The 21,459-nt window shown below is 54.6% G+C and carries 19 protein-coding genes, 1 tRNA gene and 2 riboswitches; of the genes, 11 read left to right on the plus strand and 9 right to left on the minus strand.

Annotated features, from left to right (window positions below; all coding sequences use genetic code 11):
* The first annotated feature begins 382 nt into the window (after positions 1 to 382).
* Positions 383 to 3,205, plus strand: coding sequence for an autotransporter family protein (locus BED41_RS02455; RefSeq protein WP_157102237.1), 2,823 nt, complete (start codon positions 383 to 385; stop codon positions 3,203 to 3,205).
* Between the two features lie 342 nt (positions 3,206 to 3,547).
* Here BED41_RS02455 and BED41_RS02460 read toward each other — a convergent pair whose 3' ends face one another.
* Positions 3,548 to 4,633 carry a C45 family autoproteolytic acyltransferase/hydrolase gene (locus tag BED41_RS02460; protein WP_229712375.1) on the minus strand — a complete coding sequence of 362 codons (1,086 nt, stop codon included), beginning with the start codon at positions 4,631 to 4,633 and terminating at the stop codon, positions 3,548 to 3,550.
* A 12-nt stretch (positions 4,634 to 4,645) separates the two neighbouring features.
* Positions 4,646 to 6,214, minus strand: a complete 1,569-nt coding sequence (locus BED41_RS02465; protein ID WP_066742687.1) for an AbgT family transporter — start codon at positions 6,212 to 6,214, stop codon at positions 4,646 to 4,648.
* Positions 6,215 to 6,405: 191 nt separating this feature from the next.
* Between BED41_RS02465 and BED41_RS02470 the strand changes: the two genes are divergently transcribed.
* From BED41_RS02470 to BED41_RS16335, 4 genes are all read left to right on the plus strand, one after another.
* Positions 6,406 to 7,323, plus strand: a complete 918-nt coding sequence (locus BED41_RS02470) for a LysR family transcriptional regulator (RefSeq protein WP_066742690.1) — start codon at positions 6,406 to 6,408, stop codon at positions 7,321 to 7,323.
* A 142-nt stretch (positions 7,324 to 7,465) separates the two neighbouring features.
* Positions 7,466 to 7,906, plus strand: coding sequence for an Lrp/AsnC family transcriptional regulator (locus BED41_RS02475; protein ID WP_066742693.1), 441 nt, complete (start codon positions 7,466 to 7,468; stop codon positions 7,904 to 7,906).
* Complete coding sequence (locus BED41_RS02480; protein WP_084002205.1) at positions 7,899 to 8,534, plus strand: LysE/ArgO family amino acid transporter; 636 nt, start codon at positions 7,899 to 7,901, stop codon at positions 8,532 to 8,534. Before BED41_RS02475 ends, BED41_RS02480 begins: the two co-directional genes overlap by 8 nt.
* Positions 8,535 to 8,538: 4 nt before the next feature.
* Positions 8,539 to 8,703, plus strand: a complete 165-nt coding sequence (locus BED41_RS16335; RefSeq protein ID WP_157102238.1) for a hypothetical protein — start codon at positions 8,539 to 8,541, stop codon at positions 8,701 to 8,703.
* Here BED41_RS16335 and BED41_RS02485 read toward each other — a convergent pair.
* Both BED41_RS02485 and BED41_RS02490 read right to left on the minus strand, forming a co-directional pair.
* The gene (locus BED41_RS02485) at positions 8,661 to 9,416 is read right to left on the minus strand and encodes a class I SAM-dependent methyltransferase (RefSeq protein WP_066742700.1); all 756 of its coding nucleotides are present in this window, start codon (positions 9,414 to 9,416) and stop codon (positions 8,661 to 8,663) included. The genes BED41_RS16335 and BED41_RS02485 overlap by 43 nt on opposite strands.
* Before the next feature lie 102 nt (positions 9,417 to 9,518).
* Complete coding sequence (locus BED41_RS02490; protein WP_066742703.1) at positions 9,519 to 10,262, minus strand: IclR family transcriptional regulator; 744 nt, start codon at positions 10,260 to 10,262, stop codon at positions 9,519 to 9,521.
* Between the two features lie 220 nt (positions 10,263 to 10,482).
* Positions 10,483 to 10,604, plus strand: a riboswitch (molybdenum cofactor riboswitch).
* A 79-nt stretch (positions 10,605 to 10,683) separates the two neighbouring features.
* On the opposite strand from BED41_RS02490, the gene BED41_RS02495 reads away from it, so the two are divergent.
* From BED41_RS02495 to BED41_RS02505, 3 genes are all read left to right on the plus strand, one after another.
* On the plus strand, positions 10,684 to 11,379 hold the full coding sequence (locus tag BED41_RS02495) for a response regulator (protein WP_066742706.1): 696 nt from the start codon (positions 10,684 to 10,686) through the stop codon (positions 11,377 to 11,379).
* A 511-nt stretch (positions 11,380 to 11,890) separates the two neighbouring features.
* Positions 11,891 to 12,046: riboswitch (molybdenum cofactor riboswitch) on the plus strand.
* A 122-nt stretch (positions 12,047 to 12,168) separates the two neighbouring features.
* Positions 12,169 to 15,012: a molybdopterin-dependent aldehyde oxidoreductase gene (locus tag BED41_RS02500; RefSeq protein WP_066742707.1), complete on the plus strand. Its 2,844-nt coding sequence runs from the start codon at positions 12,169 to 12,171 to the stop codon at positions 15,010 to 15,012.
* 194 nt (positions 15,013 to 15,206) lie between these two features.
* Entirely contained in the window at positions 15,207 to 15,638 is a 432-nt protein-coding gene (locus tag BED41_RS02505; RefSeq protein ID WP_066742709.1) for a cupin domain-containing protein, read from the plus strand.
* A gap of 202 nt (positions 15,639 to 15,840) precedes the next feature.
* Here BED41_RS02505 and gpt read toward each other — a convergent pair whose 3' ends face one another.
* From gpt to BED41_RS16340, 4 genes are all read right to left on the minus strand, one after another.
* A complete protein-coding gene (gene gpt / locus BED41_RS02510; protein ID WP_066742711.1) occupies positions 15,841 to 16,347 on the minus strand; it encodes a xanthine phosphoribosyltransferase in 507 nt (168 codons plus the stop codon).
* A 78-nt stretch (positions 16,348 to 16,425) separates the two neighbouring features.
* Positions 16,426 to 16,650, minus strand: coding sequence for a hypothetical protein (locus BED41_RS02515; protein WP_066742714.1), 225 nt, complete (start codon positions 16,648 to 16,650; stop codon positions 16,426 to 16,428).
* The gene (locus BED41_RS02520) at positions 16,647 to 17,294 is read right to left on the minus strand and encodes a ComEC/Rec2 family competence protein (RefSeq protein ID WP_066742718.1); all 648 of its coding nucleotides are present in this window, start codon (positions 17,292 to 17,294) and stop codon (positions 16,647 to 16,649) included. The genes BED41_RS02515 and BED41_RS02520 overlap by 4 nt, the downstream gene beginning before the upstream one ends.
* 7 nt (positions 17,295 to 17,301) lie before the next feature.
* A complete protein-coding gene (locus BED41_RS16340; RefSeq protein ID WP_157102239.1) occupies positions 17,302 to 17,502 on the minus strand; it encodes a hypothetical protein in 201 nt (66 codons plus the stop codon).
* An 83-nt stretch (positions 17,503 to 17,585) separates the two neighbouring features.
* Here BED41_RS16340 and BED41_RS02525 point away from each other — a divergent pair, with 83 nt between their 5' ends.
* The 3 genes from BED41_RS02525 (at position 17,586) to BED41_RS02535 (ending at position 20,134) form a co-directional block, all read left to right on the plus strand.
* A complete protein-coding gene (locus tag BED41_RS02525) occupies positions 17,586 to 18,527 on the plus strand; it encodes an AEC family transporter (protein ID WP_066742720.1) in 942 nt (313 codons plus the stop codon).
* Positions 18,528 to 18,717: 190 nt separating this feature from the next.
* Positions 18,718 to 19,713: a carbamate kinase gene (gene arcC / locus BED41_RS02530; RefSeq protein ID WP_066742722.1), complete on the plus strand. Its 996-nt coding sequence runs from the start codon at positions 18,718 to 18,720 to the stop codon at positions 19,711 to 19,713.
* 335 nt (positions 19,714 to 20,048) lie between these two features.
* Positions 20,049 to 20,134 (plus strand) — tRNA-Tyr (locus BED41_RS02535).
* Positions 20,135 to 20,193: 59 nt separating this feature from the next.
* Here the strand turns inward: BED41_RS02535 and BED41_RS02540 are convergent.
* Complete coding sequence (locus BED41_RS02540; protein ID WP_066742723.1) at positions 20,194 to 21,267, minus strand: DUF2157 domain-containing protein; 1,074 nt, start codon at positions 21,265 to 21,267, stop codon at positions 20,194 to 20,196.
* Positions 21,268 to 21,459 lie beyond the last annotated feature (192 nt).

The raw sequence follows: 21,459 nt of genomic DNA on the forward strand, positions 1-21,459 counted from the left end.
CTTGCTCTTTTTATAAACAATAAAAATTATCATATAACAATATAGAATCAAAATAATTGATAAAATAAAGCTAATAAACTATAAATTATGTAGATTTATGAAAAAAAGTTATATAATAAGAATGACGGCCTCTGGTCCTTGAATTTATACCGGGGATAAAGTCCGCAAAATACTATATAGAAGGAGAGCTCCAAAATGTTTCGGGTAATCAAGACGGCAAAAGCAGTCGGCGTATTAGTGATTGTGTTGTATATGTGTATACGGGGGGGGGTATGGCTTACATGTAGCATTTGCTGAGGATATTACCACACCGATTACCAACGGAGATAATGTATTTACCGGCGATAGCTCAATAAATGTTAATAACGGCGCTGCCATAAAGGTGAACGGCGGAAATGAAACAAATATCACAATCAATGAAGGAACTCTGTTGATAGAGGGGTATGATTGGGACGGAGCGGCATATGTTTCCGGCGGTGGAAAGTTAAATTTTTACGGCGGCGATATTACTCTGGAGAATAAATATAACGCTTATTATGTAGATACGGTGAGGGTAAATGGGATCGACTCAAAGGTTTCTTTTCACAATGAGAACACCTTGATTAAAGGAAAAAGCAGCTACGGTCTCAGCTTGATTAATGGTGCGGCGGGATATGCCGAGAACCTTATAATAGCTCTTGACCGATCCGGCGGGACCTTTACGCGAGAAGACGAGACTCTTGGTATATTGGTTGGTACTAACGGATCGTTTGAGGCGAATGGCACAGTCGATATCTCGGTAAAGGGCAACAATGAATATGATTCATATGTAGCGGCACTTCACATTCGAGATGGGCAAACAGTCGACTTTAATAAAACCGCCTCACTCAAAGCCGAAGGCGGTTACAACCAAGCCTATGGCATCATGGCGGATTATGCCCAGGAAATTAACTTTAAAGATAAACTTACCATAGCGGCGCAGGACGCTAAATTTTCAAATACGGGAATATATCTAAACGAAATAGATGGAGCCGCTTTCAACGGTTTGGATGTCGCCGCCAGCGGCGGTGACAGCACTGCGGACGGAAGCTCCGCTACAGGAGTCATCATTAGCGGAGTAGGGAGAACAACCTTCGGCGGAGAAACCAGGATTACGGCCAAAGATAATGCCTCTGTCAACAATGGTATGCTTGTGGAATGGAATTCCAATGTGTCTATGGGCAGGACGGAGATAACGGCCAGCGGCGGAAAAAGTGCCGCGGGGCTGCTTTTAAGTTTTTATAGCAATGTTGATTTTGAAGATACGCTGAAGGTAAATGTCTCCGGCGGCTCTAAACAAAATAACGGCATAAATATATATAAGGAAAGCGCAATGACCGCGGGCGACGTCATCGTAAATGCCGGCGGCGAGGATGCCACCGCCTTTGCCGTCACCGACGGCAGCAGTGCGTCCCTGAGCGGCGCGCTCGAGCTTTACGTGGGAGAGGGCGGCAGTCAAAAGGGTTTGATGGTGACGGAGAAGGGAAGCAGCTTTCATGGAAAAGAGGCGGAAATACAGGTTGGCGGCGATTCCGGCGTCGCGCTATACGTTGAAACAGGCGGAAAGGCCGTCTTTGACGGCGATGCGGCGATAGCGGCGAAGACCGGCGCTCACGTGCATGGAGACGGCAGCGCCGCCGTCTTTTCCAAAGGCTTTGACACTCAGGGCAGGGATACGCTGCTGGAAGCCTTTTCCAAAGGGACGCTTGAAGTCAATAAGGATTCGTCGGGAACAGTAATGTTCACGGGAAAGACAAATATCGAAAAAACGGTCGAACTCGAAAACGGCGTTATATTCCGCGAACCTGACGGCGTGATCAATATGAACCTGAACGGCGCCGGCTCATACTGGAGACTCACGGGCGACAGCTCCCTTACCAACATCAGCAGCAACTCCTCGCTGATCGATATGACCGCGGACGGCGGCGCATTCAGCGTCCTGGCAACCGATAATCTGGCGGGCAGCGGCGGCTGGGTGAAAATGGACATCGACGCCTCAAAAAATACCAACAACAGCGACATGATCCTTGTAAAGGAAAAATTCAGCGGCAGCCAGTATATAGATCTGAACCGCGTGGACGCCGGAGAGGTAACGGCGGCCGCCGGCACCGTCCTCGCTAAGGTAAAGGATAATCAGGGCGTTTTCCTGGCAAACGATAATGAAGGGACTCTGTTCTATGACAGATATTTGCTTGACCAGACGGAGAGCGGGACGGAGGGTTATACGGTAGACTGGTATCTCAAAGAGGTAACGCATGTAATTCCGGAGGAAAAACCGACCACCTCTGTGGCGACGGTAAAAGCCCTCAGCGCTCTGAACTATCATACATGGCGCTCTGAGAATGACAAACTTATGCAGCGCATGGGCGATCTTCGGAAAAGCGCGGGAGCGGACAGGGGCGCGTGGTTCAGGGTAAGAGGCAGCAAAATAAATATGGGAGGCGACAGCGGTTTTGAGAACAAGTATGTCTCCTATGAGGTCGGATACGACTTGGTAGCCAAACGTACCGATAAGTATACCAGATACGCGGGAGCGGCTTTCAGCTATACGGACGGCGACAGCTCCTATGCCCGCGGCGACGGAGAAAACTCAGGCAAAGCCGTGAGCCTCTATCTCACCCATCTGTACAACAGCGGCCATTACCTCGATATGGTTTTCAAACTGGGAAACTGGGATAACGATTTTACCGTGTATGATACCAAAGGCAATAGAATAAAAGGAGACACTGAAAACACAGGAATATCCTTCAGTTTGGAATACGGACGAAAATGCGCTATCGGAAAGAACGGCTGGTATATTGAACCGCAGGCGCAGCTTACATATGGATATCTGTACGGAGACTCGTTTGCCCTGAGCAACGGAGTGGCAATAAAGCAGGATGGCATCGACAGCCTTGTCGGAAGGGTCGGCTTTAACCTTGGATGGGATATAAGCAAAAACTCCAATGTCTATCTTAAGGCCAATCTGATGCATGAATTCTGCGGCGGCTATGGCATAAGCATGTCCGACGGCAGCGGGCGCCTCAAGCTGACGGGAGATTACGGCGACACATGGTTCGAATATGGGATCGGGTGTGCCATCCAAACAGGTAAGAACAATCATCTCTACTTTGATCTGGAGAGCAGCGAGGGCGGCGAGCTGGACAAAGAGTGGCAGTGGAATGTCGGTATGAGATGGGATATCTAGCGTATTGATATCCCCGGCTGATAAAGAACCGCAGCGGTCTTTTCAAGCCGGCGGCGGCCGTCATGCTCCCGGAGTCTGTCGAAGAGCGTGTAACGGTCTAACGGCCATTTAATCCTAAACGGCGGATAGGCCGCTGTAAATCAGGAAAACTGGTTTACAGCGGCCTTCAAATTTTGTAATGCCCTGTATAAAAACGCGTGGTCGGCAAAATCACCGTTCTTTTTCAGTTTATGTTTACCGATGATTTAAATACAAAAGGAGAGAGAGCCGTGAACACAGCTCTCTCTCCTCTTGTATATGGGATGGATACACGAAGCGTGGCAGAAGTTTTATCGGCCCTCTCTAAAGGTCATACCTCACATATTCTCCGCAGCAGGGCGTGCCTTTGCAGATGTAGGCGCTGCCGGCGCGCAGGTCGTAAACTACCGAGGCGATCGTCTGCCATACGCCGTTGGGGTCCAGCTCGCCTTTGGGGAGGTGGGTGCAGAGCGCTTCGATGCAGTCCGCCTGCGGGTAGGTGTCGGCGGCTCCGGGGAAGGTTTCGTGGTTGGAGAGGGCCTGGAAGATGTCTTCCTTTGTAATGTGTCCGTGGCTCTCCAGCAGAATCTTTCTGAGCATTTTGTCTCTGAATTTATTGTCATGGGCCGTGCAGTATTCCGCGCCGGCGACAAAGTGGTTGGCGTGTGTGACGATGCCACTCTCAGGGGTGAGACGGAATACCTTTTTGGGGGTCGTCTCAAGATCCGCCGCAAGGTCCTCGCCCGAGGCGAGCATGTAGTTGCAGGAGACGCTTCTTTTGCCCTCGTATATCAGCTTTTCCGCCTCTTTGAAGTTTTTCGAGTTTAGTACCCGGCGGCGCAGGAAGGTCACGGGGATACCCGGCTCGCCTCCGTCGAGCGTCGAGGTGAGGTTGTTGGCGCAGATTCCGACGCCGTGGCTGTTGAAGCCGTTTCTTACCAGCTGTCCCGCCTCCGCGATGCCCAATATTCTTGTTCCTTCGCAGTCGTCGATGGAAATTATCACCGCGTTGTCCATCACCCAGGGGCGGTAATCCCAGTTCTGCGCCAGGAAAACCTTACCGCTGCCGGTCGCCTCCGTGAGTATTGAGGCGCTGGTGCACTCCTTCGGCTTGTCCTTGAGCAGTTCGTAACGGCAGTTGAGGGCCATTACATCGCCGAGCTCCACGCCCGCCCCCTGGGCGACGCCGCGCGCCTCCGTGAGCTCCGCGGGGCACTCCCTTTCAAGCAGCGGCAGGTACTGCGCGGAACGTCTGCCGATCTCTTCCCAGGAGAGGTTTCTCGCGAGGAAATGCCTTTTGTAGTTCTCAATGCCTCCGAGGATCTGCGCCGCCGCCTGAGCGCCGTACTGCAGCCCCCTTTCGAAGGGATCGGCGGATTTTATCTTTACCAGTGTGAATCTGTTCATCATATTTTCCTCTCTTTACATGAACACTCCGGCTCCGGGGCCGAGCGGTATATTGAAGAAATAAAAACAGGCAAGCATCGCGAGGAAGGCAAAGAAGAAGAATATCGTGTAGGGCAGCGAATAGGCGACTACTGTGCCGATTCCTACCTCCTTCTTGTCGGGGGCGACGTTGAAACGTTCAAAGAGGGCGATTGCGACCACGAGCATCGTCGACAGCGGCGCGATCGGGTTTGTGCAGGAGTCGCCGCAGCGGTAGGCGGCCGTCACCATCGCGGGCGAGAAGCCGACCGCCGTGAACATCGGGATGTATATCGGCGCGAGCATGAGCCACTTGGCGTTTGCAGAACCGATGAAGAGGTTGAAGAAGGCGGTCAGGCAGACGATGATGACGAGCGTCGGATAGCCGGTGAGGTTGGCCTGGTTGATGAGCTCCGCGCCCTTAAAGCCGACGATCGTCGGAAGGTTGGAGAGGTTGAAGAGTTTGATGAATATGGAGGCGGTGAGGGCGATGACGATGAGCATGATGTTCTGCTTGAGTGCCGTACCCATCATGGCGGGAACGTCCTTTGAGTTTGTGATCGTTCCGACGGTTCTCCCGTAGGCTATGCCGGGAAGCAGGAAGGCCATGAAGAGGGTGAATATTATGCCGCTGAGGAAGGGAGAGCGCGGCAGCAGGGCGCCGTTGTCGGCGCGCAGTATGGCGTCGGCCGGCAGTGTGAGGAGCAGAATGACGGCCAGCCAGAAGAGGAGCGCCAGCCCCGCGTAACGTAGCCCTTTGACCTGCAGCGGGCTTATCGTCTCTCCGCACTCTTTGCGGGGGATGTCGATGGGCAGCCCGTCGGCGGCGATGTGCGGCACGGTGCAGTACTTAGTGACAAGGACCGTCACCGCCGTAAGGACGACGACCGCGGCGGAGAGGAAGTACCAGTTCATCAGCAGATGGGCCGGCGCGTTGAGCCCCAGCTCCTGCGTGACCGCCATAGTGATGCCGTTGACGACGAGGTCCTGGCTCGCGATGAGGAAGTTCGCTCCAAAGCCGGCGTTGCCCGCGGCGTAGGCGATGGATACGCCGATCCAGGGGTTCTTTCCCATCGCCTGATAGACCGCTCCGCCGACCGCGGCCGCGGCGATTATTCCCGCGTCGGAGGCGAGGTTGGCGTTGATGGCGACGAAGGTGAGGATCGCTACGACCGCCCACTGCGGGGCCTTGAGGATGGTACGTTTGATGAATGTCTCCATCAGGCCGGACTGTTCGCAGACGCCGATGGCCATCAGCAGCGGGATCACCGCGCGCAGCGGGGAGAAATCAAAGAATATGTTCTGGAAATTAAGGAAGAAGAAACGGATATTTTCTTTGTTGAGCAGGCTCTTGGCTTTGATGGTGATCGTTTCCGGCGACGCGCCCTCCGTTACCTTCGTATATGAGGCGGATACGCCGAGCCATTCGCAGATCACGGAGATGAGGATTACAAAGGCTATAAGCCATACGAACATCATAAATGGGTGCGGCAGACGGTTGCCTATCCGCTCCACGCCGCCGATGAATTTCATAAATCCACGCTCTTCCGCAGATTTTTTTTGCATAGATACTTCCTCCTCATAGATATTTTTACAGGATAATCTATTCAGGCCCGAATACTATCTGCATTGAAGTTAAATTATCACAGTTGTTTTCAAGCGGCAAATATCAAAAAGGAAGGAGCCCATAACCTGAGGTTATAGGATATATAATAGACAGACAGTCAATTCCCATCCGTAGGGGGAGGTGCCCGATAATGGAGATAAGAGAGTTTGAATATATTTTGTCGGTGATACGCAACCGAAGCTTTTCCGCGGCGGCCGCCGAACTGCACATATCCCAGCCCGCGCTGAGCAAATATGTCGCCTCCCTTGAGCGGCGGCTGGGGCTTAAACTTCTTGAGCGAACGAACAAAGGGCTGGTTCCGACATACGCCGGTGAGCGCTGTTATGCCTGCGCGCTGGAGGTGAGCGAAAGGATGGAGCGGTGGCGGGCCGAGATGGAGGGAATCGCCGCGATGCAGAAGAACCGCCTCCGTGTCGGTGTGATCCGCAACGACCGGCAATATTTTCTCCCGCAGAACATTGAACGCTTTCGGGAACGTTATCCTGATATCGAGCTCAACATAACACAGCAGCTCTCAAAGGATATCGAAAGCGGCATCCTGAACGGACGCCTCGATATCGGTTTTGTCTCAGAACCCTCCATCCCGGGAAGCGTCGATTACCGCACGCTGGGGAAGAATTATACCCTGCTTGCCGCGCCGGCCGCGATGGGGCTGGCGGCGGAGGGGGCCGAAAAAGAACAGCTGCCTTTCCCGTGGATCGATATACACCTCCTTGACGGCGCGGCCTTTGTGCTGCAGGATGAGAGCTGCCGTTTCCGGAGTTACATCGACGATTTTTTTGAGCATGAGAACTTTTTCCCAAAGATCAAGATGACGACCCAGAGTACGGTGGACGCGCTGCGTTTTACGGAGCTGGGTGTAGGCCCCTCGCTGATCTCCGACGGTTATATCCATTATCTGTCCCTTAAGGAAAAGGTCGACATCTTCTGTGTGGGTACACCGCCCGCGACGACGAACTTTGGGGTGATCGCGAAGAACCTCGACGCGCTTCCAAAGTGCGCCGTTGACTTCATCGATATCTATATGACGGACCAAACGCGGAGCTGAGCGGCGGAGAGAACGCGCACAGTAAATTATTGTTTTAAGAAAAAGTCTCTTAAACTTAAAAAATTCTTGAATTTTTAAAAAATATATACATATAAATATAAAACACATAGTATATCCTTAAATTATTCTTGGAGGGATGACTATGGATGAGATCGACATGCGGATCATCGGTGAGCTGAAGGAGAACGGGCGGGCTACGGCCTCGGAGATCAGCCGGCGGATATCGCTCTCCGTACCCGCGGTTGCCGAGCGTATACGCAAGCTGGAACAGTCGGGTGTCATTGAGGGCTACACGATCAGAGTAAACCGGAATATGACGGGATTCAGCCTGCTGGCCTTTATCCTGGTCACCGTCGCCGGTTCGGAGAATATCGAGAATTTTCGCGTGAAGGTCGTACGCGAAAGGTGCGTGCTGGAATGCCACCACATAGCAGGGCCGAACGACTATCTTCTGAAGGTGCTGGTGCGCGATACGGCGGAGCTGGAGTCTTTTCTCTCGCAGACGCTCAAGAAGATCAACGGCGTCGCCGCCTCCAACACTATCATAAGCCTCTCCGCCCTCAAGGAGAGGATCAATGTCTGACTATGGCGCGCCGCTTGTCAGAGGCCTGCTCTTCGGCATGGCCCTGCAGCTGGCAGTCGGCCCCGTCTGTATCTTTGTCTTCCTGGCCGGGGCTGCGCAGGGATTTTACGAGGCCATGAGCGGAGTTCTGGGGGCGGCACTTGTCGACGCGCTGGAGATAGCGCTTGCGATAACCGGCGTTGGCCTCATCGTGCGCCGTGGCGGCGCGGCGGGGGCAAAGCTGCGGATCTTCGGTGCCCTGGTTCTGCTGCTGTTCGGCGCCTCCTATATCCTTGACGCCGTGGGGTTCTCCATTTTGCCGGATTTCGCGCTTTTCTCTGCCGCCAGTGCCGACGGAACCTTTATCAAGGCCCTTCTCCTTACCCTCTCGAATCCGCTGACGCTGGTCTTCTGGGTTGGCGTCTTTTCCGTCAAGGTTTCGCGGGAGGGATACGGCGGGGCCTCCCGCTGCCTTTTCGGCCTCGGCTGCGTACTGGCGACGCTCCTGTTTCTGAGTCTCGCCGCCCTCGCGGGCGGTCTTGCCAAAGAGATGATCACGCCGTGTCAGCTGCGCCTGCTGAACGCCGCGGCGGGGCTGCTGATGTTTTATTTTGCCTATAGGAGTTTCAGGGGAGGTGAGGGCGGCTAAAACTATGCCTTGCTCTGTTGGCTACGGCTGCGAAGCCGATAAAAAAGCCGCGCCCGACGTGAAGCCGGGTGCGGCGATATTTTTATTGACGGCTATATTCGGCGGCGGTCTGCCGGCGGGGTCGTTTTACTCCTCCGGCTTCACGGCGAGGAAGCGCAGCCGCACGTAATCGGCGGTCCAGCCCTTCTTCTCATCGAAGAGCGTCGGGCGGCAGTAGTCTTCAACCTCCTTATAGAAGGCCTCCCGCTCCGCCTCGCTGAAGCCCTCGGTGTGGCTTGCCGAGAATACCTCCAGCCAGCCGTGGAGTCCCGCAGGAAGCGGCGTCGGACGGTCGATACGGGCGATGAATTTTACCTGGAAGCCCTGGTTTTCCAGAATCTTCGAGAATGCTCCGAGTTCGGGGTATTTCCACGGGTTGCGCGCCTTGTAATCTATGCCGCGCTTTATGAGGGCGATCTTCATCCCCTCGCGGATGATGCGCACGCATCCCTCGCCGCCGCACTCGGCGGCGAAACGCCCGCCGGGTTTCAGCAGGTTCCAGACGCGGCGCACGACGGCATAATGGTCCGGCATCCAGTGGATCGCGGCGTTGCTCATGATGGCGTCGAATTTCTCATCCATCTTCAAGGTCTGTGCGTCCGCCAGAAAGGCCTCAACGCCGAGCTCGCGTGCGGCGGCGACCATCTCCGGGCTGGCGTCCGTACCGATGACGGAACAGCCCATCTCGGCGAGCTTCTTCGTCAAGATGCCGGTGCCGCAGCCAAGATCCAAAATCCGCTCTCCCGCCTTTGGCTCAAGGAGTTCTATCACCGGTTCCCCGAGTTTTGGGACGAAGTCCGCGCTCTTCCTGTATTCCTGTGGGTTCCAGATTTGATTTGTCATAGATGACGGTCCCTCTTTCTTAGAGCGCCGCCGGACGCCGCGCCAAATTGCGGCGCAAACGGAGCGGCGGAAGCTGTTTTGTATTTTGCCGTGCCGTCCCTATTATATCTGAGTTGAGACCTCTCTGCACATCTTTTGTATCTGCGGAACGAGATTTACCGCCTGTTCCTCGGTGAATCTCTGCGCCGGTCCCGCGATAGAGAATGAGAAGGCGAGCTCGCCGCGGCGGTTGAAGATGGGTACGGCGACCGAGATGATGCCCTCTTCGCGGTCTCCGTAGCTTAGGGAATAGCCGAGGGTGCGCACATTTGAGAGCTCCAGCCGCAGCTTATCAGGCTCGAAGAGGGTCGTCGCGGTGATCTTATGGGCTTTCTTTATTTCGCGTTCGATGGTCTCCTCGCCGAGAAAGGCGAGCAGCGCCCTTCCGCCCGCGCCCGCCCAAAGCGGCAGGCGGTCCCCGACGCGCATCACGCACTGCATCGAGAGCAGGCTTTCCACATGCTCAAAGCAGGCGCGGTCCTCGCCGACGACGCCGTAAAGAGAAACGGCCTCCTTCGTCTCGTCGCGCATCCTCTTCATATAAGGATAGATTATCTGCTGCGGACGGAAATTGGCCTTCGCCACGCTGCCGAGCAGATAGAGCTGGTTGCCGAGCGAGTAACAGCGGTCGCTGTGTCGGTGAAGCATATTTAGGTTCTCGAGGGTGCTGGCAAGGCGCAGCGTCGTCGTCACGGGAAGTTGTATCCTCTCCGCGAGTTCGCTGAGCGTCAGCTTATAATCGTCTCTTGTAAATGCCTTTAATATGGAAAAGGCGCGTTCTACGGAACGTACGGAATCTTCCTTCATGACAGCCTCCAAAATATATTATGTTTCCAACGTATGGAATAAAATTGCATTGTGCGATATTATAATAGTGGAAGAGTAGAAACTTTGCAACAGGATATTTCGCTTTTTGCCGTGTTTTTTGTCCAGGTACGGATGAGCGATGTTCACGAACGCCGATTTTTAGAAATATGCCTCTCTCCTTGACGAAAATAACCTCTTTGTTATAATCTTAAATGAATAAAAATGAATAATACCCCGAGTCAAAGCTCCTGTAAAGAAAAATATTCTTATGGAGCACGACCAATGGGTATCTTTGGAAACGAAGGTGCCTCCCACTTGGAAAGGGGAAAAGAGACCACAGGCGCAGGCCTGTGCGGCGGCCTTTTCCTTATCTTTGCGGGAGCACCGAATCCATGAGATTAGAGAGGAGGAAGAGGTTAAAATGCGCAGCCTAAAAGTTTTGATCGCAGAGTCAGATCCACTTCTTCAAAAGCTTTATTCCGATATTATCATCAACGACAGCGCTTTTACTCTGCTAAAGTGCGTCTCCACGGGGCCGCAGATGTTCGAGGCGATGCGCTGCATCGACGTTGACCTGGTGCTGCTTGACCTGTTCCTCAGAGATTTCAGCGCGATCGAAGGGCTCGACGACCTTCGCAAATCCTTCTCACGCACAGACTATATCGTAGTCTCCTCGGGGGAGAATCCCGAGCTTGTGCGCAAGGCGCTCTGCGCCGGCGTCTTTGAATTTCTCGTTAAGCCCTTTTCCTTTGACCGCCTGCGTGCCGCGCTGAAAAACTACCAGATATACCACCACTCGCTCACCGGCAGGACGCGCCCGTGGCAGCAGGAGGACCTGGACGCCCTCGTCTCAATGAAGAGCCACGACCCCTCGTGGGCCAACAACCGTTCGATCCCCAAAGGGCTCCAGCTCAAGTGCCTCAACGACATCGAATCATTCCTCAAGAGCAACGAGGAGACCTTCTCCGCGCAGGAGGTCGGCGAGCATCTAGGTATCTCCCGCTCCACCGCGCGCCGCTACCTTGAGTTTCTTACCATGAGCGAACGCGTTGTCGTAGAGTACGCCTACCGCCGCGTGGGCCGTCCCGAAAAGCGTTACCGCATGGCGCTGCTGTAGGCGCCCGGCCCTGATTTGAATTAATTAAATAATAGAGAGACAGAAGAGAGGGGGTGGCTTCCCTCTCTTTTGTCTTTAATAGATAAAATTCCGAAAACCCACTTGTAAAAAACAGCGCCGCCGCGCACTGTTATTTATATCGGCGCAAAAAGCGGATTGGCTGCGAATGCTCCCGGAGGGACGGAGGGAATTTAGGGTGTTTTGAGCGGGTAAAACTTATACGCGCGTGAATAAGCTATATAAGAAAGATATTTTTTGATGGGAAGGCCGCGCGATATTATCATTAATTGACAGCGGTCAAATATTGTGGTTTCGCTGCCGAGAGCCGGTAATTTTTGTACTTTTGCCCGTTATCGGTTCATTTTATGTCTTTTTGCAACTTACTTGTAAAGAAATTTTACTATCCATAAATTAATCAAAAAAGCGCATAATGTCTCATATTCTACCTAAATATTGCTCATTATTGTGTACTTTTGTATGATTTGTATAGAAAGTTTAGACAATAGTTGCAACTTAGTTGCAACCCCGAGTTTCATTTCCTAACGCGAACAGGCTATGGAGATGTGACCAGTGAGCCGAAAGGCTCCAAGGGCTTTTGCGGGAAACCGCGAAGCCTCCCGGGATGCGCAGAGCATCCGAATTGGAAAGGGGTAAGAGTATATTTGCCGCGTTAACGGGCGATGTGCACCACTCCCTCTTTCCGATGAAAATGCAGTCAAGGTTTCTTAATTATTTCCAGAGTTCCCGCATGGGATATGGAAAAATTCATTTCGAGAGAGGAGATTTTCAATGGCAAAGGAAATGACAGAGGCACAGGTCCAGTCCAGCTATCATGTCAAGAATCTTACCATCAACGGCGTACCGAGGCGCGTAATTGGCAAACCCGAGGTCACGCTTCTCACCGTTCTTCGCGACCAGCTGAAGATGACGGGCACAAAGCGGGGCTGCGACTGCGGCCAGTGCGGCGTCTGCAACGTAATACTCAACGGCAAGGTGGTTCGCGCCTGTATCACCCGCTGGAAGAACGTTCCCGAATTCTCGCAGATCACGACGATCGAAGGAATAGGCACCCCCGACAATCTCCACGCCCTGCAGTGGGCGATGATCGTCTGCGGCGCTATCCAGTGCGGTTTCTGCACCCCCGGATTCATCACCTGCGGTAAGGCTCTTCTCGACCAGAACCCGAACCCGACGCGCGAAGAGGTTCGCGAGTGGTTCAGCAAGAACTGGATGGCTTGCCGCTGCACCGGCTACAAGCAGATAGTCGACGCCGTTATGAAGGCCGCCGCCATCATTCGCGGCGAAGAGAAGATCGTCGACCTCGCGAAGATGTACAAACCGGGAGATTCCGTGTGGAACACCGATTATCCGCGTCCGAGCGCGGTCTACAAGGCGACCGGCCTTTGGGATTTCGGCGATGACGACCGCCTGAAGCTGCCCGAAGAGTTCCTCTTCGCCTATCCCTATTCGGTTGAAGGCGTGCGCCACGCGAAGGTCAATAAGATCGACGTCAGCGAAGCCGAGAAGATGCCCGGCGTATTTAAGGTAGTCACCTACAAAGACGTCAAGGGTACGAACCGTATCCGTGGCCAGGTCGGCTGCGCCTCCGCCCTCACGGACGGCTGGGAGCGCCGCATCATGGTCGAGGAGGGAGACAAGATCCGCCAGTGGGGCGACGTCGCCGCGATAGTCTGCGCCGATACGGAGGCCCACGCCCGCGAAGCTGCCGCCAAGATCAAGGTTGACTATGAGCCGCTTCCCGAGCTTATCGACATCTATCAGGCAATGGCTCCCGACGCGATAAAGGTCTACGATGACATCGAAGGCTACGATGGCATGCCCAACGCCTGGAACAAACGCGTATTCACAAAGGGCGACGATCCCAAGAGTGATCTCGACAAGGCCGAATATGTCGTCGACGACGAATTCCTCAGCTCACGCCAGCCTCATATGGTGCTTGAGCCAGACTGCGGGTATGCCTATTACGACGAAGAGGGCAAACTGACGATCGCCTCAAAGTCGATCTGCGTCTACCGCCATCAGATGATGATCGCGCGCGGCGTCGGCGTGGCCCCCTCGAAGATCCGCGTTATACAGAACAACATGGGCGCCTCCTTTGGTTATAAGGTCGCCCCGACCAACGAACCTTATCTCGCGATCGCCCTCATTGCCTGCGGACGTCCCGTCTACATGCGCATAAACATGAAGGAGCATAATATCCGCACACCGAAACGTTCGCCGTTCCTCATGCACATCCGCGTCGGCGCCGACAAGAGCGGCAAGCTCGTCGGAGCGGAGCAGACCTGGTGGGTCGATCACGGCCCCTTCAGCGAATCGGCCAACGACCTTACGAATAAGGGCGGACAGTTCTTCTTCTCGCCCTACGCGTATGAGAAGATGCGTGCCACCGGCTATACCTGCTGGAGCAACCACCGCTGGAGCGCGGCCTTCCGCGCCTACGGCGCCCCGCAGACATATTGGGGCTGCGAGACGGCGATGGACATGCTCGCCAACAAGTGCGGCATCGACCCGTTTGATTTCCGCGAGATGAACCTCCTTGAGTGGGAGCCGTTTACGGAGAATCCGCGCGGACAGTTCCCCTCGGGATACGCGCCTGAAGTGTTCCCGCTTCCCGAGATGATGAAGAAGGCCCGCCCCTACTACGAAGAGATGAAGAAGAAGGCGGCGGAGCTCTCAACGGATGAAAAGAAGTACGGCGTAGGCGTATCGATCGGTATCTACAACTCAAACGACGACGGCGCCGACGAAGCGGCTAGCAACATCGAGCTTACGAAGGACGGCGTCATCCTCTACAACACCTGGGAAGACCACGGACAGGGCGCAGATATCGGCTGCGTGGGCACGGCGCATGAGGCGCTGAAGCCGCTTGGACTTGCTCCCGAGCAGATCAAGCTTGTCCTCTCAGACACCGCGAAGGCTCCGAACAGCGGCGCCGCCGCCGCCAGCCGTTCACAGGTCATGGTCGGCAACGCGATCGTCGACAGCTGCAAGAAGCTTCTTGACGCGATGCGTAAGGAAGACGGCACATACCGCACCTACGACGAGATGATCGCCGAGAATATCCCCGTATTCTACGAGGGCTACACGCAGGCGATGGTACTGCACGCCGACGGTTCGACCGAGGTCTGCTCGGGCAACGATAAGGATACCGGACTCGGCAAACCCTTCGGCTTCCATATGTTCGCCGTCAACCTCGCGATGGTCTCCATCGATATGAAGACCTGCAAGGCCCACTGCGAGAAGTTCGTGCTTGTCGGAGACGTAGGCGTCATCAACAACTACCTCGTTGTCGACGGACAGCAGTACGGCGGTATCGCGCAGGGTATCGGACTTGCCCTCACGGAGGATTTCCTTGACGAGAATAAGTACAACAACTTTGTCGTCATGGGTCTGCCCTACATTAAGGATATCCCCGATGAACTCGAACTGGTCCACGTAGAGACACCGCGTCCGCTTGGCCCCTTCGGAGCTTCTGGAACCGGCGAGATGCCGCTCTCCGCGCCGCATATCGCGGTCTGCAACGCTATCCACGATGCCTGTGGCGTCCGTATCAAGGCTATCCCCGCAACCCCGGACAAGATCAAGGCGGGACTTGAGGAGCTTAAGAAGTAGGATAGAGCGCTTTACGCTTGCGTGAGGCCCTCTCCCGCAGGCATAACGAATGACTCAGAGAGGCCGGCATGGAGTTTTTTCTGTGCCGGTCTTTTACTAATAAGATTTTTACGGTTCAGAGTACAGGCTTCGGCCGATTTATGCTAGACTGTTGCAGTAAGGAATCACCAGTTTATTTGTGTGGAGGGGATATTATGAGCGAAAAAGAAAAAAATTATGGTTCGATATACGAGCTTCCGCTGCAGAACGCCTCGGCGCTTGCGCCGGAGATAGAGAAGAGGACGATATACGGCCCTGAGAACTGCTGGGACGATTATGTCATGCGCCATTTTATCCTGCCGGCGCACAGGGGTATTCCCGCGCACGAACATGAATGGGACCACCTGATGTTCACGCTGTCCGGCGACGGCGTCGTTGAGGTCGAGGAGGAGCCGGGCAAACGTGTTCCATATCTCATGAAGACCGGTTACTGGACGCGCGTTCCCGGAGGCCTTCTCCACGAATATAAGAACGACAGCGACGTGCCGCTTGAGTTTTTCTGTATCGTCCCCACGCGCGGCGACCCGCACGCCAAGAAATTCTCAATGCGTGCCGAACGCGCGAAGCGTAAGGAAGAGGCGGAATAGCTTAGGCAGGCCGCCGGTTTTCGGCGGATAGACGATAAATACGACGCCGCGGCTCTTTTTACGGAGTCCGCGGCGTTGTGTTTTTACAGAGAAAATATATTTAACGCTCAGGCGCGCCGGATACCCGCAGGTATTATGGGCGAACGGCGCGGACACCGGAACGTTTTTTATCTGAACTGAATCGCTGTCTGTCGGACTGTCCCTATTTCTCCAGCTCCATATCGACGATGGGCGGGATGAAGGCCGTAGTCGGCGCGGTATCCCAGGGGAAGAGCACCCAAGTATCCTGGCTGACCTCGGTGACGAAGGTGTCGACCATTGGGCGTCCCTCGGGTTTCGCGTAGACGGTGGCGAAATGGGCGGGGCCGAACATGGCGCGGACGATCTTCGCCGTTTTGCCGGTGTCAACGAGGTCGTCGATTATCAGCCATGTATCGTCGACCCCCGCGAGGTCGGGTCGCTTGAGGATGTTGGCCGCCGACTGGTCGCGCATTGTGTAGCTCGATATGCAGATGGTGTCCACCAGGCGAATGTTGAGCTCGCGCGCGATGATCGCCGCGGGGACCAGCCCTCCGCGCGCCACGGTTATGAGACGGCTCCAGTCGGAGCGGATGTCAAGCAGCTTCCAGGCAAGGGCGCGGCAGTCCCTCTGTACCTGTTCCCACGATACGGGATAATTTTTGTGATATCTTGCGGTGGTTCCGGCCATTTATATTCCCCTTTTCATGAATTCGGATAAAAACCATTTTTAATTGTACTAACAGAGCCCGCGCTTGTCTATCGCCTCTCAGGGATTGTCTCCGAGTTCGTCCAGCAGGGAGTCGATCTCTTCCCGACAGCCGTTTTCGCAGCGCAGCACCGCCGTGATCTCCACTTGGCAGCCCTCTCGCGCGCCCGCCGGCAGCAGCGCCGCGGGAAACTCGAAGGCGGGGCCGTCCTTCGGCAGCAGCCGCGCTGTGCCCTCAGCCACCGCGTCGATAAAGAGCAGGCTTTTTTTCTTACCGTCCCTCATTTGACTACCCTCTTTCTCTCAAATGTGATGCCTTTGCCGTCCGTGCGCAGCTTGACGGTTCCGTCAGCGGTGTCGAAGCGGCGCACTCCCGCCTCCCTGATGGCTTTGACCACCTCTTTGTGCGGATGTCCGTAGCTGTTGCCCCGCGCGTAGCTGAGAATGATTATCTCGGGGGAGAGCTCGCGCAGCATATTTCCGTCCGTCCCGTTGCGGCTGCCGTGGTGCGCCGCCTTGAGCACCGTCGCCTGCGGCAGCGGTTCTAAAGTCCTGCGTTCCTCCCTCTCCATGTCGCCGGTGATCAAGAAGGAGATGTCGCCGTAGGTGACGAGCAGAACGAGGCCGTTGTTATTGGCGTCGCTGTCGGTATTTTTAAGCAGCTTCGCGGGGCCCAGCACATCGACTCTGACGTCGCCGAAATTCTCGGAGAAGCCGCGCTTCGGCCGCCCAAAGGCGATCTTTCCATCTTTGATGGCGCGGTAAAAGTCGCGCTGTACGCGGGAGCCGTGGTTATAGCCGGAGTCCCATATCTTGCCCACCGGAAAGGCCGAAAGCAGCTCCTTCATACCGCCGATGTGGTCCTCGTGCGGGTGCGTCGCCACGAGCAGGTCTACCCTTTTCACGCCGCAGGATTTAAGATAACGCACCGTCTGTTTAAGCGTTTTTCTCGGGGCCCGCGTCGATCACGATATTTTGTCCGTTGGGAAGGATAAAGAGCGAACAGTCCCCCTGCCCGACGTCGACGGCGTAATAGCGCAGCTGCGCGGTTCTGGCCTGAGCACCGGAAAATACGGCGCAAAACAGCAGCAGCGCCATTAGTAATATTTGCAGTGGAATTTTTAATTTTGCCTTCATCTTATGCCGCCTTTCAAATATATATTAAATAAAACGATATGGTCTATAATAGTAACCTAGTTGAGACTGAAAGGGAGAACCGTATGTTTGGATTTTTTCTAGTACTGCCCCTCGTCATCATAATTATAACGGGAAACCAGCTGCGTGCCCGCGGCTTTTATTCCGCCGACGACATTTCCGCCCTTATGAAGACCCTCTACTGGGTCATACTGCCTCCCCTTCTCTTCCGCACCACCTATATCGCCGGTACGGAGGTCTTAAAACAGCCCAATCTACTCATAGCCAGCACGCTATGTTATATCCTCACGATAATCGTGGCCTATATCGGCTCCGTATGGTTTGCCCATAGGGGAAACGTGAAGCGGGTGGCCGTCTCGGTATTCTCCTCATTCCGCAGCAACAACATTTATCTTGGTTTTCCCGTCATTCAGATGGCGATGGGTGAGGCGGGGCTTCACGAGGCCTCCATATATGTGGCCGTTACGACCGTATCCTTCCAGCTTCTCTCTATCGCCGCGGGAGAGGCGGTCCTCTACGGACGGCCATCCGTAAGCGGCATTTTGAATATGCTGAAGAAGCTTGCCCTGAACCCGCTGATAATCTCCTGTGTGCTGGGCGTTATCGCCGCGTCCTTTGGCTTCTCGATCCATTTTGTCTTTGACGAGGCGATGAAGCTGATGAGCGGGGCTGCGACCGCTGTGGCGCTGCTGGCCCTCGGTGGTTCGCTCGACCTGTCGCGCATGGGCAAGATCGTTAAGATACTGAGCAGTACCTGGTTCGATACGCTGATAAAATTGGCGGTCAACCCCGCGATAATGTGCGCGGTGCTGTTTCTCCTTCCCATCTCCAAGGAGCTCTTTCAGGTCACCGTGATGCTCAGCGCGATGCCGAACGCCGTAAACTGCTTCATCCTCGCGCGCGGCATGGGGATGGACAGCGAGTACGCCGCCGACCTCGTCGCCGCGACTACGCTGCTCGGCATCATCTCCATTCCCGCCTGGGCGTATATCCTCGGAATGGTCTAAGTAAACTCAAGGTTTATAACAGGTTTAGAATGGATAGCGGTTATATGCTGCGCTGTGGTGAAATTGCGGAAAAATTCCCCTTTTTTAAATTGGTATATTGAACTTTTTAGTGGTTTGGGTTTATAATATAGAGACAAAAAATTATTTATCCAGACTAAAAATTTTTAATATGAAGGAGTGCTTGATAACAATGATTCCGCATTCGATCGCCACGAACGACAACCCCTCAAAAGCAACTAAGGTAGTAATTGCCCTTGGCGGCAATGCTCTTATGGAGGCAGGTACCCCGCCGACGGCGGAGGAGCAGCTCAAGGTCGTTAAAAAGACCTGTGAGAATCTCGCTGATATCAGCTGCAGCGGATATGAGATGGCGGTAGTTCACGGGAACGGACCGCAGGTCGGTCGTCTTGTGCTCCAGCAGGAGATAGCGGCGGCCTCTCAGCCGGACCAGCTTCCCGCGATCCCCTTTGACTGCTGCGGCGCGATGACCGAGGGTTACATCGGTTATCAGATCCAGCAGAGCCTTCGCGACGCTCTGCGCAACAGGAACCGCAACGTTCCCGTCGTGACGCTCGTCACGCAGGTCATTGTGGATGAGAGCGACCCCGCCTTTGAAAAGCCGACGAAGCCGATCGGCCGCTTCTACAGCGCCGAAGAGGCCGAGAAGGTAGCCAAGGAAAAGGGCTGGACGATGAAAGAGGACTCCGGCCGCGGCTGGCGCCGCGTCGTCCCCTCGCCGAAGCCGAAGCGGATCGTTGAACTTGATTCCGTCAAGCGCCTCTGGGATTCGACGATCGTCGTAACGGCGGGCGGCGGCGGTATTCCCGTGATCGAGAACATGGACGGCTCGCTCACCGGCGTGGCGGCGGTCATCGACAAGGATCTCGCGGCGGAGCGCCTGGCGGAGGATATGGAGACAGACATCCTTCTCATCCTCACCGAGGTCGAGAACGTCTACGTCAACTTCGGCAAGCCCGACCAGAAGGCGCTTTCCCACATCACCGTCGCCGAAGCGATAAAATATATGGAAGAGGGGCAGTTTGGCTCCGGCAGCATGGAACCGAAGGTCATGGCGGCGATCAAGTTCGCCCGCCGTTTCCCCGGCAAGAAGGCGATCATCACCTCGCTTGCGAAGGCTATCGACGCGTTGGAGAACGGAGCCGGTACGGTAATCACCATGGCGTAAAGGTCGTCGGGCCGACGGTCAAGGTAATCGTATCAAGTCTTTTGACGAACATTGAGCAGCCCGCGCTGCCGGGCTGCGGCATTTTTCGCTTTCACATGGCAGTGGAAGGTTGCGATGAACATTTACAGGAGGGAAAATATATCATTTTTCTTAATATCCCTAAAGTAAATTACGGCGAACGTTGTGAAAGCGCTAAAAATGACGCTGTCCGGCAGCATGGGCGCAGGCTGTCAGCTTATGCGTTTGCCCTGAGAACGAGGCTGTTCGGGTTGACAAAAGCGTGATATCCTGTAAAATATCTTTTCGTGACGCCGTGTTGACCGGCTTACTTTTGTGGTAGGATGGCCGAGTGGTCAAAGGCAACAGACTGTAAATCTGTCGGCGTGAGCCTACGCTAGTTCGAACCTAGCTCCTACCACCATCTTAAAAAAATCAAGGCCGCCCGCAGGGGCGGCCTGTTTTTTCCTGCGCTGTCTCTTATCATTTATCAGGTTCTTTGCCGTTATCTTTCGGCAGGCCCTGATATTTTTTTATATTCCAGATCTTTTCCGCCTTTGAGCCGAGAAACCAGAGGCTGCCGCCCAATATCAGGAAGAAAAGCCCCTTATCCATGCCGTTCCAGAAATTCTCAAAGTAGCGCGTATAGAGGTTTATCCCGAGAAAGGTCAGGCCGTAGCCGCGGAGCATGGCGTCGTCGCGCTTGATTCCCAGCCACAGCGAAACGCCTGCGGCGGCGGCGAAGAGGAGCGACCAGTGGAAAAGCTCCATCTGGCGTACGTCATACCATGAATTCATATCGCCGTAGTTGCCGAAGATAGACATTATCCACAGGCTTACAAAAAGAAACAACAGCCCGACGCTGAGCGTGCTTCGCGTGAACGGAGCAAGGCGTCCGTATCTTTCCATTCGCTGCGACAGCGCCGTGAGCAGGGCACCGTAGAGCGAGAAACGGGCCGGATAATTAAGTCCCAGCCAGTAGGCTCCCCAGCCAGATACATAGCCTGTTTCGGCTCCAAGCCAGCTGCCGAGGGAAAAGAGGGCGAAAATCCATACCAGAATGGAGTCCAGCGCGAGCGCTATCGTACCGTAGACGAGCGCCGCGAGTCCCAGGAGCAGCGAAAAGTGGCCGCTGCCGTTATCGAGTGCCTTGCCGAGCCATGCGATCGAGGCGGCCGTCGAAAGGACGCCGAGAAAAAGCATCGCCTCGTTGGTGAATACCTTTTCAGGAAAATGCCGTCTGCGTTTGCCGCTCCAAAGATAAAGGGCGGCGGCCACCACCGCGAAGAATATGCACTTTACGATCGCTTTGCCTCCGAAGAGCCAGAGCATTAGATCGATCACCCATCGGGCCCTCGTCAGCGCCGCTATTCCCACAAAGATACAGCAAAGCGCCACCGCCAATAGACAGCGTGCCGCCTTCTGCCAGTCAAAGGGCATAGGGGCGATGCCGTCTCTGAGCATTTTGGCCGTCTCCACGTCAAGCTCCCCGCCCTTCTCCCAGAGGTCAAGCATCTTTGAGACAGTATTATATTGCCGTTTAGGAAGTTCCCGCATCGTCATCACTCCGGCAGATGATTTAAAAACAGATATCCCCAGCCTAACGGCCGCTTGAGATATACAAGACCCATTATAAACCATAAGGGTTTGATCGATATCCGCGCATGATTTCTGATATAAGGCATAACGGAAATATGCGCCGTTAAATGCCGTGTTAAAGGATTTGGACTTAATTATACAAATTGTTAA

This window comes from Cloacibacillus porcorum, from assembly GCF_001701045.1.
Lineage (GTDB): Bacteria > Synergistota > Synergistia > Synergistales > Synergistaceae > Cloacibacillus > Cloacibacillus porcorum.

What these genes read in the sequence shown, in the direction of transcription:
- BED41_RS02460 (WP_229712375.1), bottom strand. Translation starts at nt 4,633, where the DNA reads ATGATGAACAGATTCACACTGGTAAAGATAAAATCCGCCGATCCCTTC.
- BED41_RS02465 (WP_066742687.1), bottom strand. Translation starts at nt 6,214, where the DNA reads ATGCAAAAAAAATCTGCGGAAGAGCGTGGATTTATGAAATTCATCGGC.
- BED41_RS02470 (WP_066742690.1), top strand. Translation starts at nt 6,406, where the DNA reads ATGGAGATAAGAGAGTTTGAATATATTTTGTCGGTGATACGCAACCGA.
- BED41_RS02475 (WP_066742693.1), top strand. Translation starts at nt 7,466, where the DNA reads ATGGATGAGATCGACATGCGGATCATCGGTGAGCTGAAGGAGAACGGG.
- BED41_RS02480 (WP_084002205.1), top strand. Translation starts at nt 7,899, where the DNA reads ATGTCTGACTATGGCGCGCCGCTTGTCAGAGGCCTGCTCTTCGGCATG.
- BED41_RS16335 (WP_157102238.1), top strand. Translation starts at nt 8,539, where the DNA reads ATGCCTTGCTCTGTTGGCTACGGCTGCGAAGCCGATAAAAAAGCCGCG.
- BED41_RS02485 (WP_066742700.1), bottom strand. Translation starts at nt 9,416, where the DNA reads ATGACAAATCAAATCTGGAACCCACAGGAATACAGGAAGAGCGCGGAC.
- BED41_RS02490 (WP_066742703.1), bottom strand. Translation starts at nt 10,262, where the DNA reads ATGAAGGAAGATTCCGTACGTTCCGTAGAACGCGCCTTTTCCATATTA.
- BED41_RS02495 (WP_066742706.1), top strand. Translation starts at nt 10,684, where the DNA reads ATGCGCAGCCTAAAAGTTTTGATCGCAGAGTCAGATCCACTTCTTCAA.
- BED41_RS02500 (WP_066742707.1), top strand. Translation starts at nt 12,169, where the DNA reads ATGGCAAAGGAAATGACAGAGGCACAGGTCCAGTCCAGCTATCATGTC.
- BED41_RS02505 (WP_066742709.1), top strand. Translation starts at nt 15,207, where the DNA reads ATGAGCGAAAAAGAAAAAAATTATGGTTCGATATACGAGCTTCCGCTG.
- gpt (WP_066742711.1), bottom strand. Translation starts at nt 16,347, where the DNA reads ATGGCCGGAACCACCGCAAGATATCACAAAAATTATCCCGTATCGTGG.
- BED41_RS02515 (WP_066742714.1), bottom strand. Translation starts at nt 16,650, where the DNA reads ATGAGGGACGGTAAGAAAAAAAGCCTGCTCTTTATCGACGCGGTGGCT.
- BED41_RS16340 (WP_157102239.1), bottom strand. Translation starts at nt 17,502, where the DNA reads ATGAAGGCAAAATTAAAAATTCCACTGCAAATATTACTAATGGCGCTG.
- BED41_RS02525 (WP_066742720.1), top strand. Translation starts at nt 17,586, where the DNA reads ATGTTTGGATTTTTTCTAGTACTGCCCCTCGTCATCATAATTATAACG.
- arcC (WP_066742722.1), top strand. Translation starts at nt 18,718, where the DNA reads ATGATTCCGCATTCGATCGCCACGAACGACAACCCCTCAAAAGCAACT.
- BED41_RS02540 (WP_066742723.1), bottom strand. Translation starts at nt 21,267, where the DNA reads ATGCGGGAACTTCCTAAACGGCAATATAATACTGTCTCAAAGATGCTT.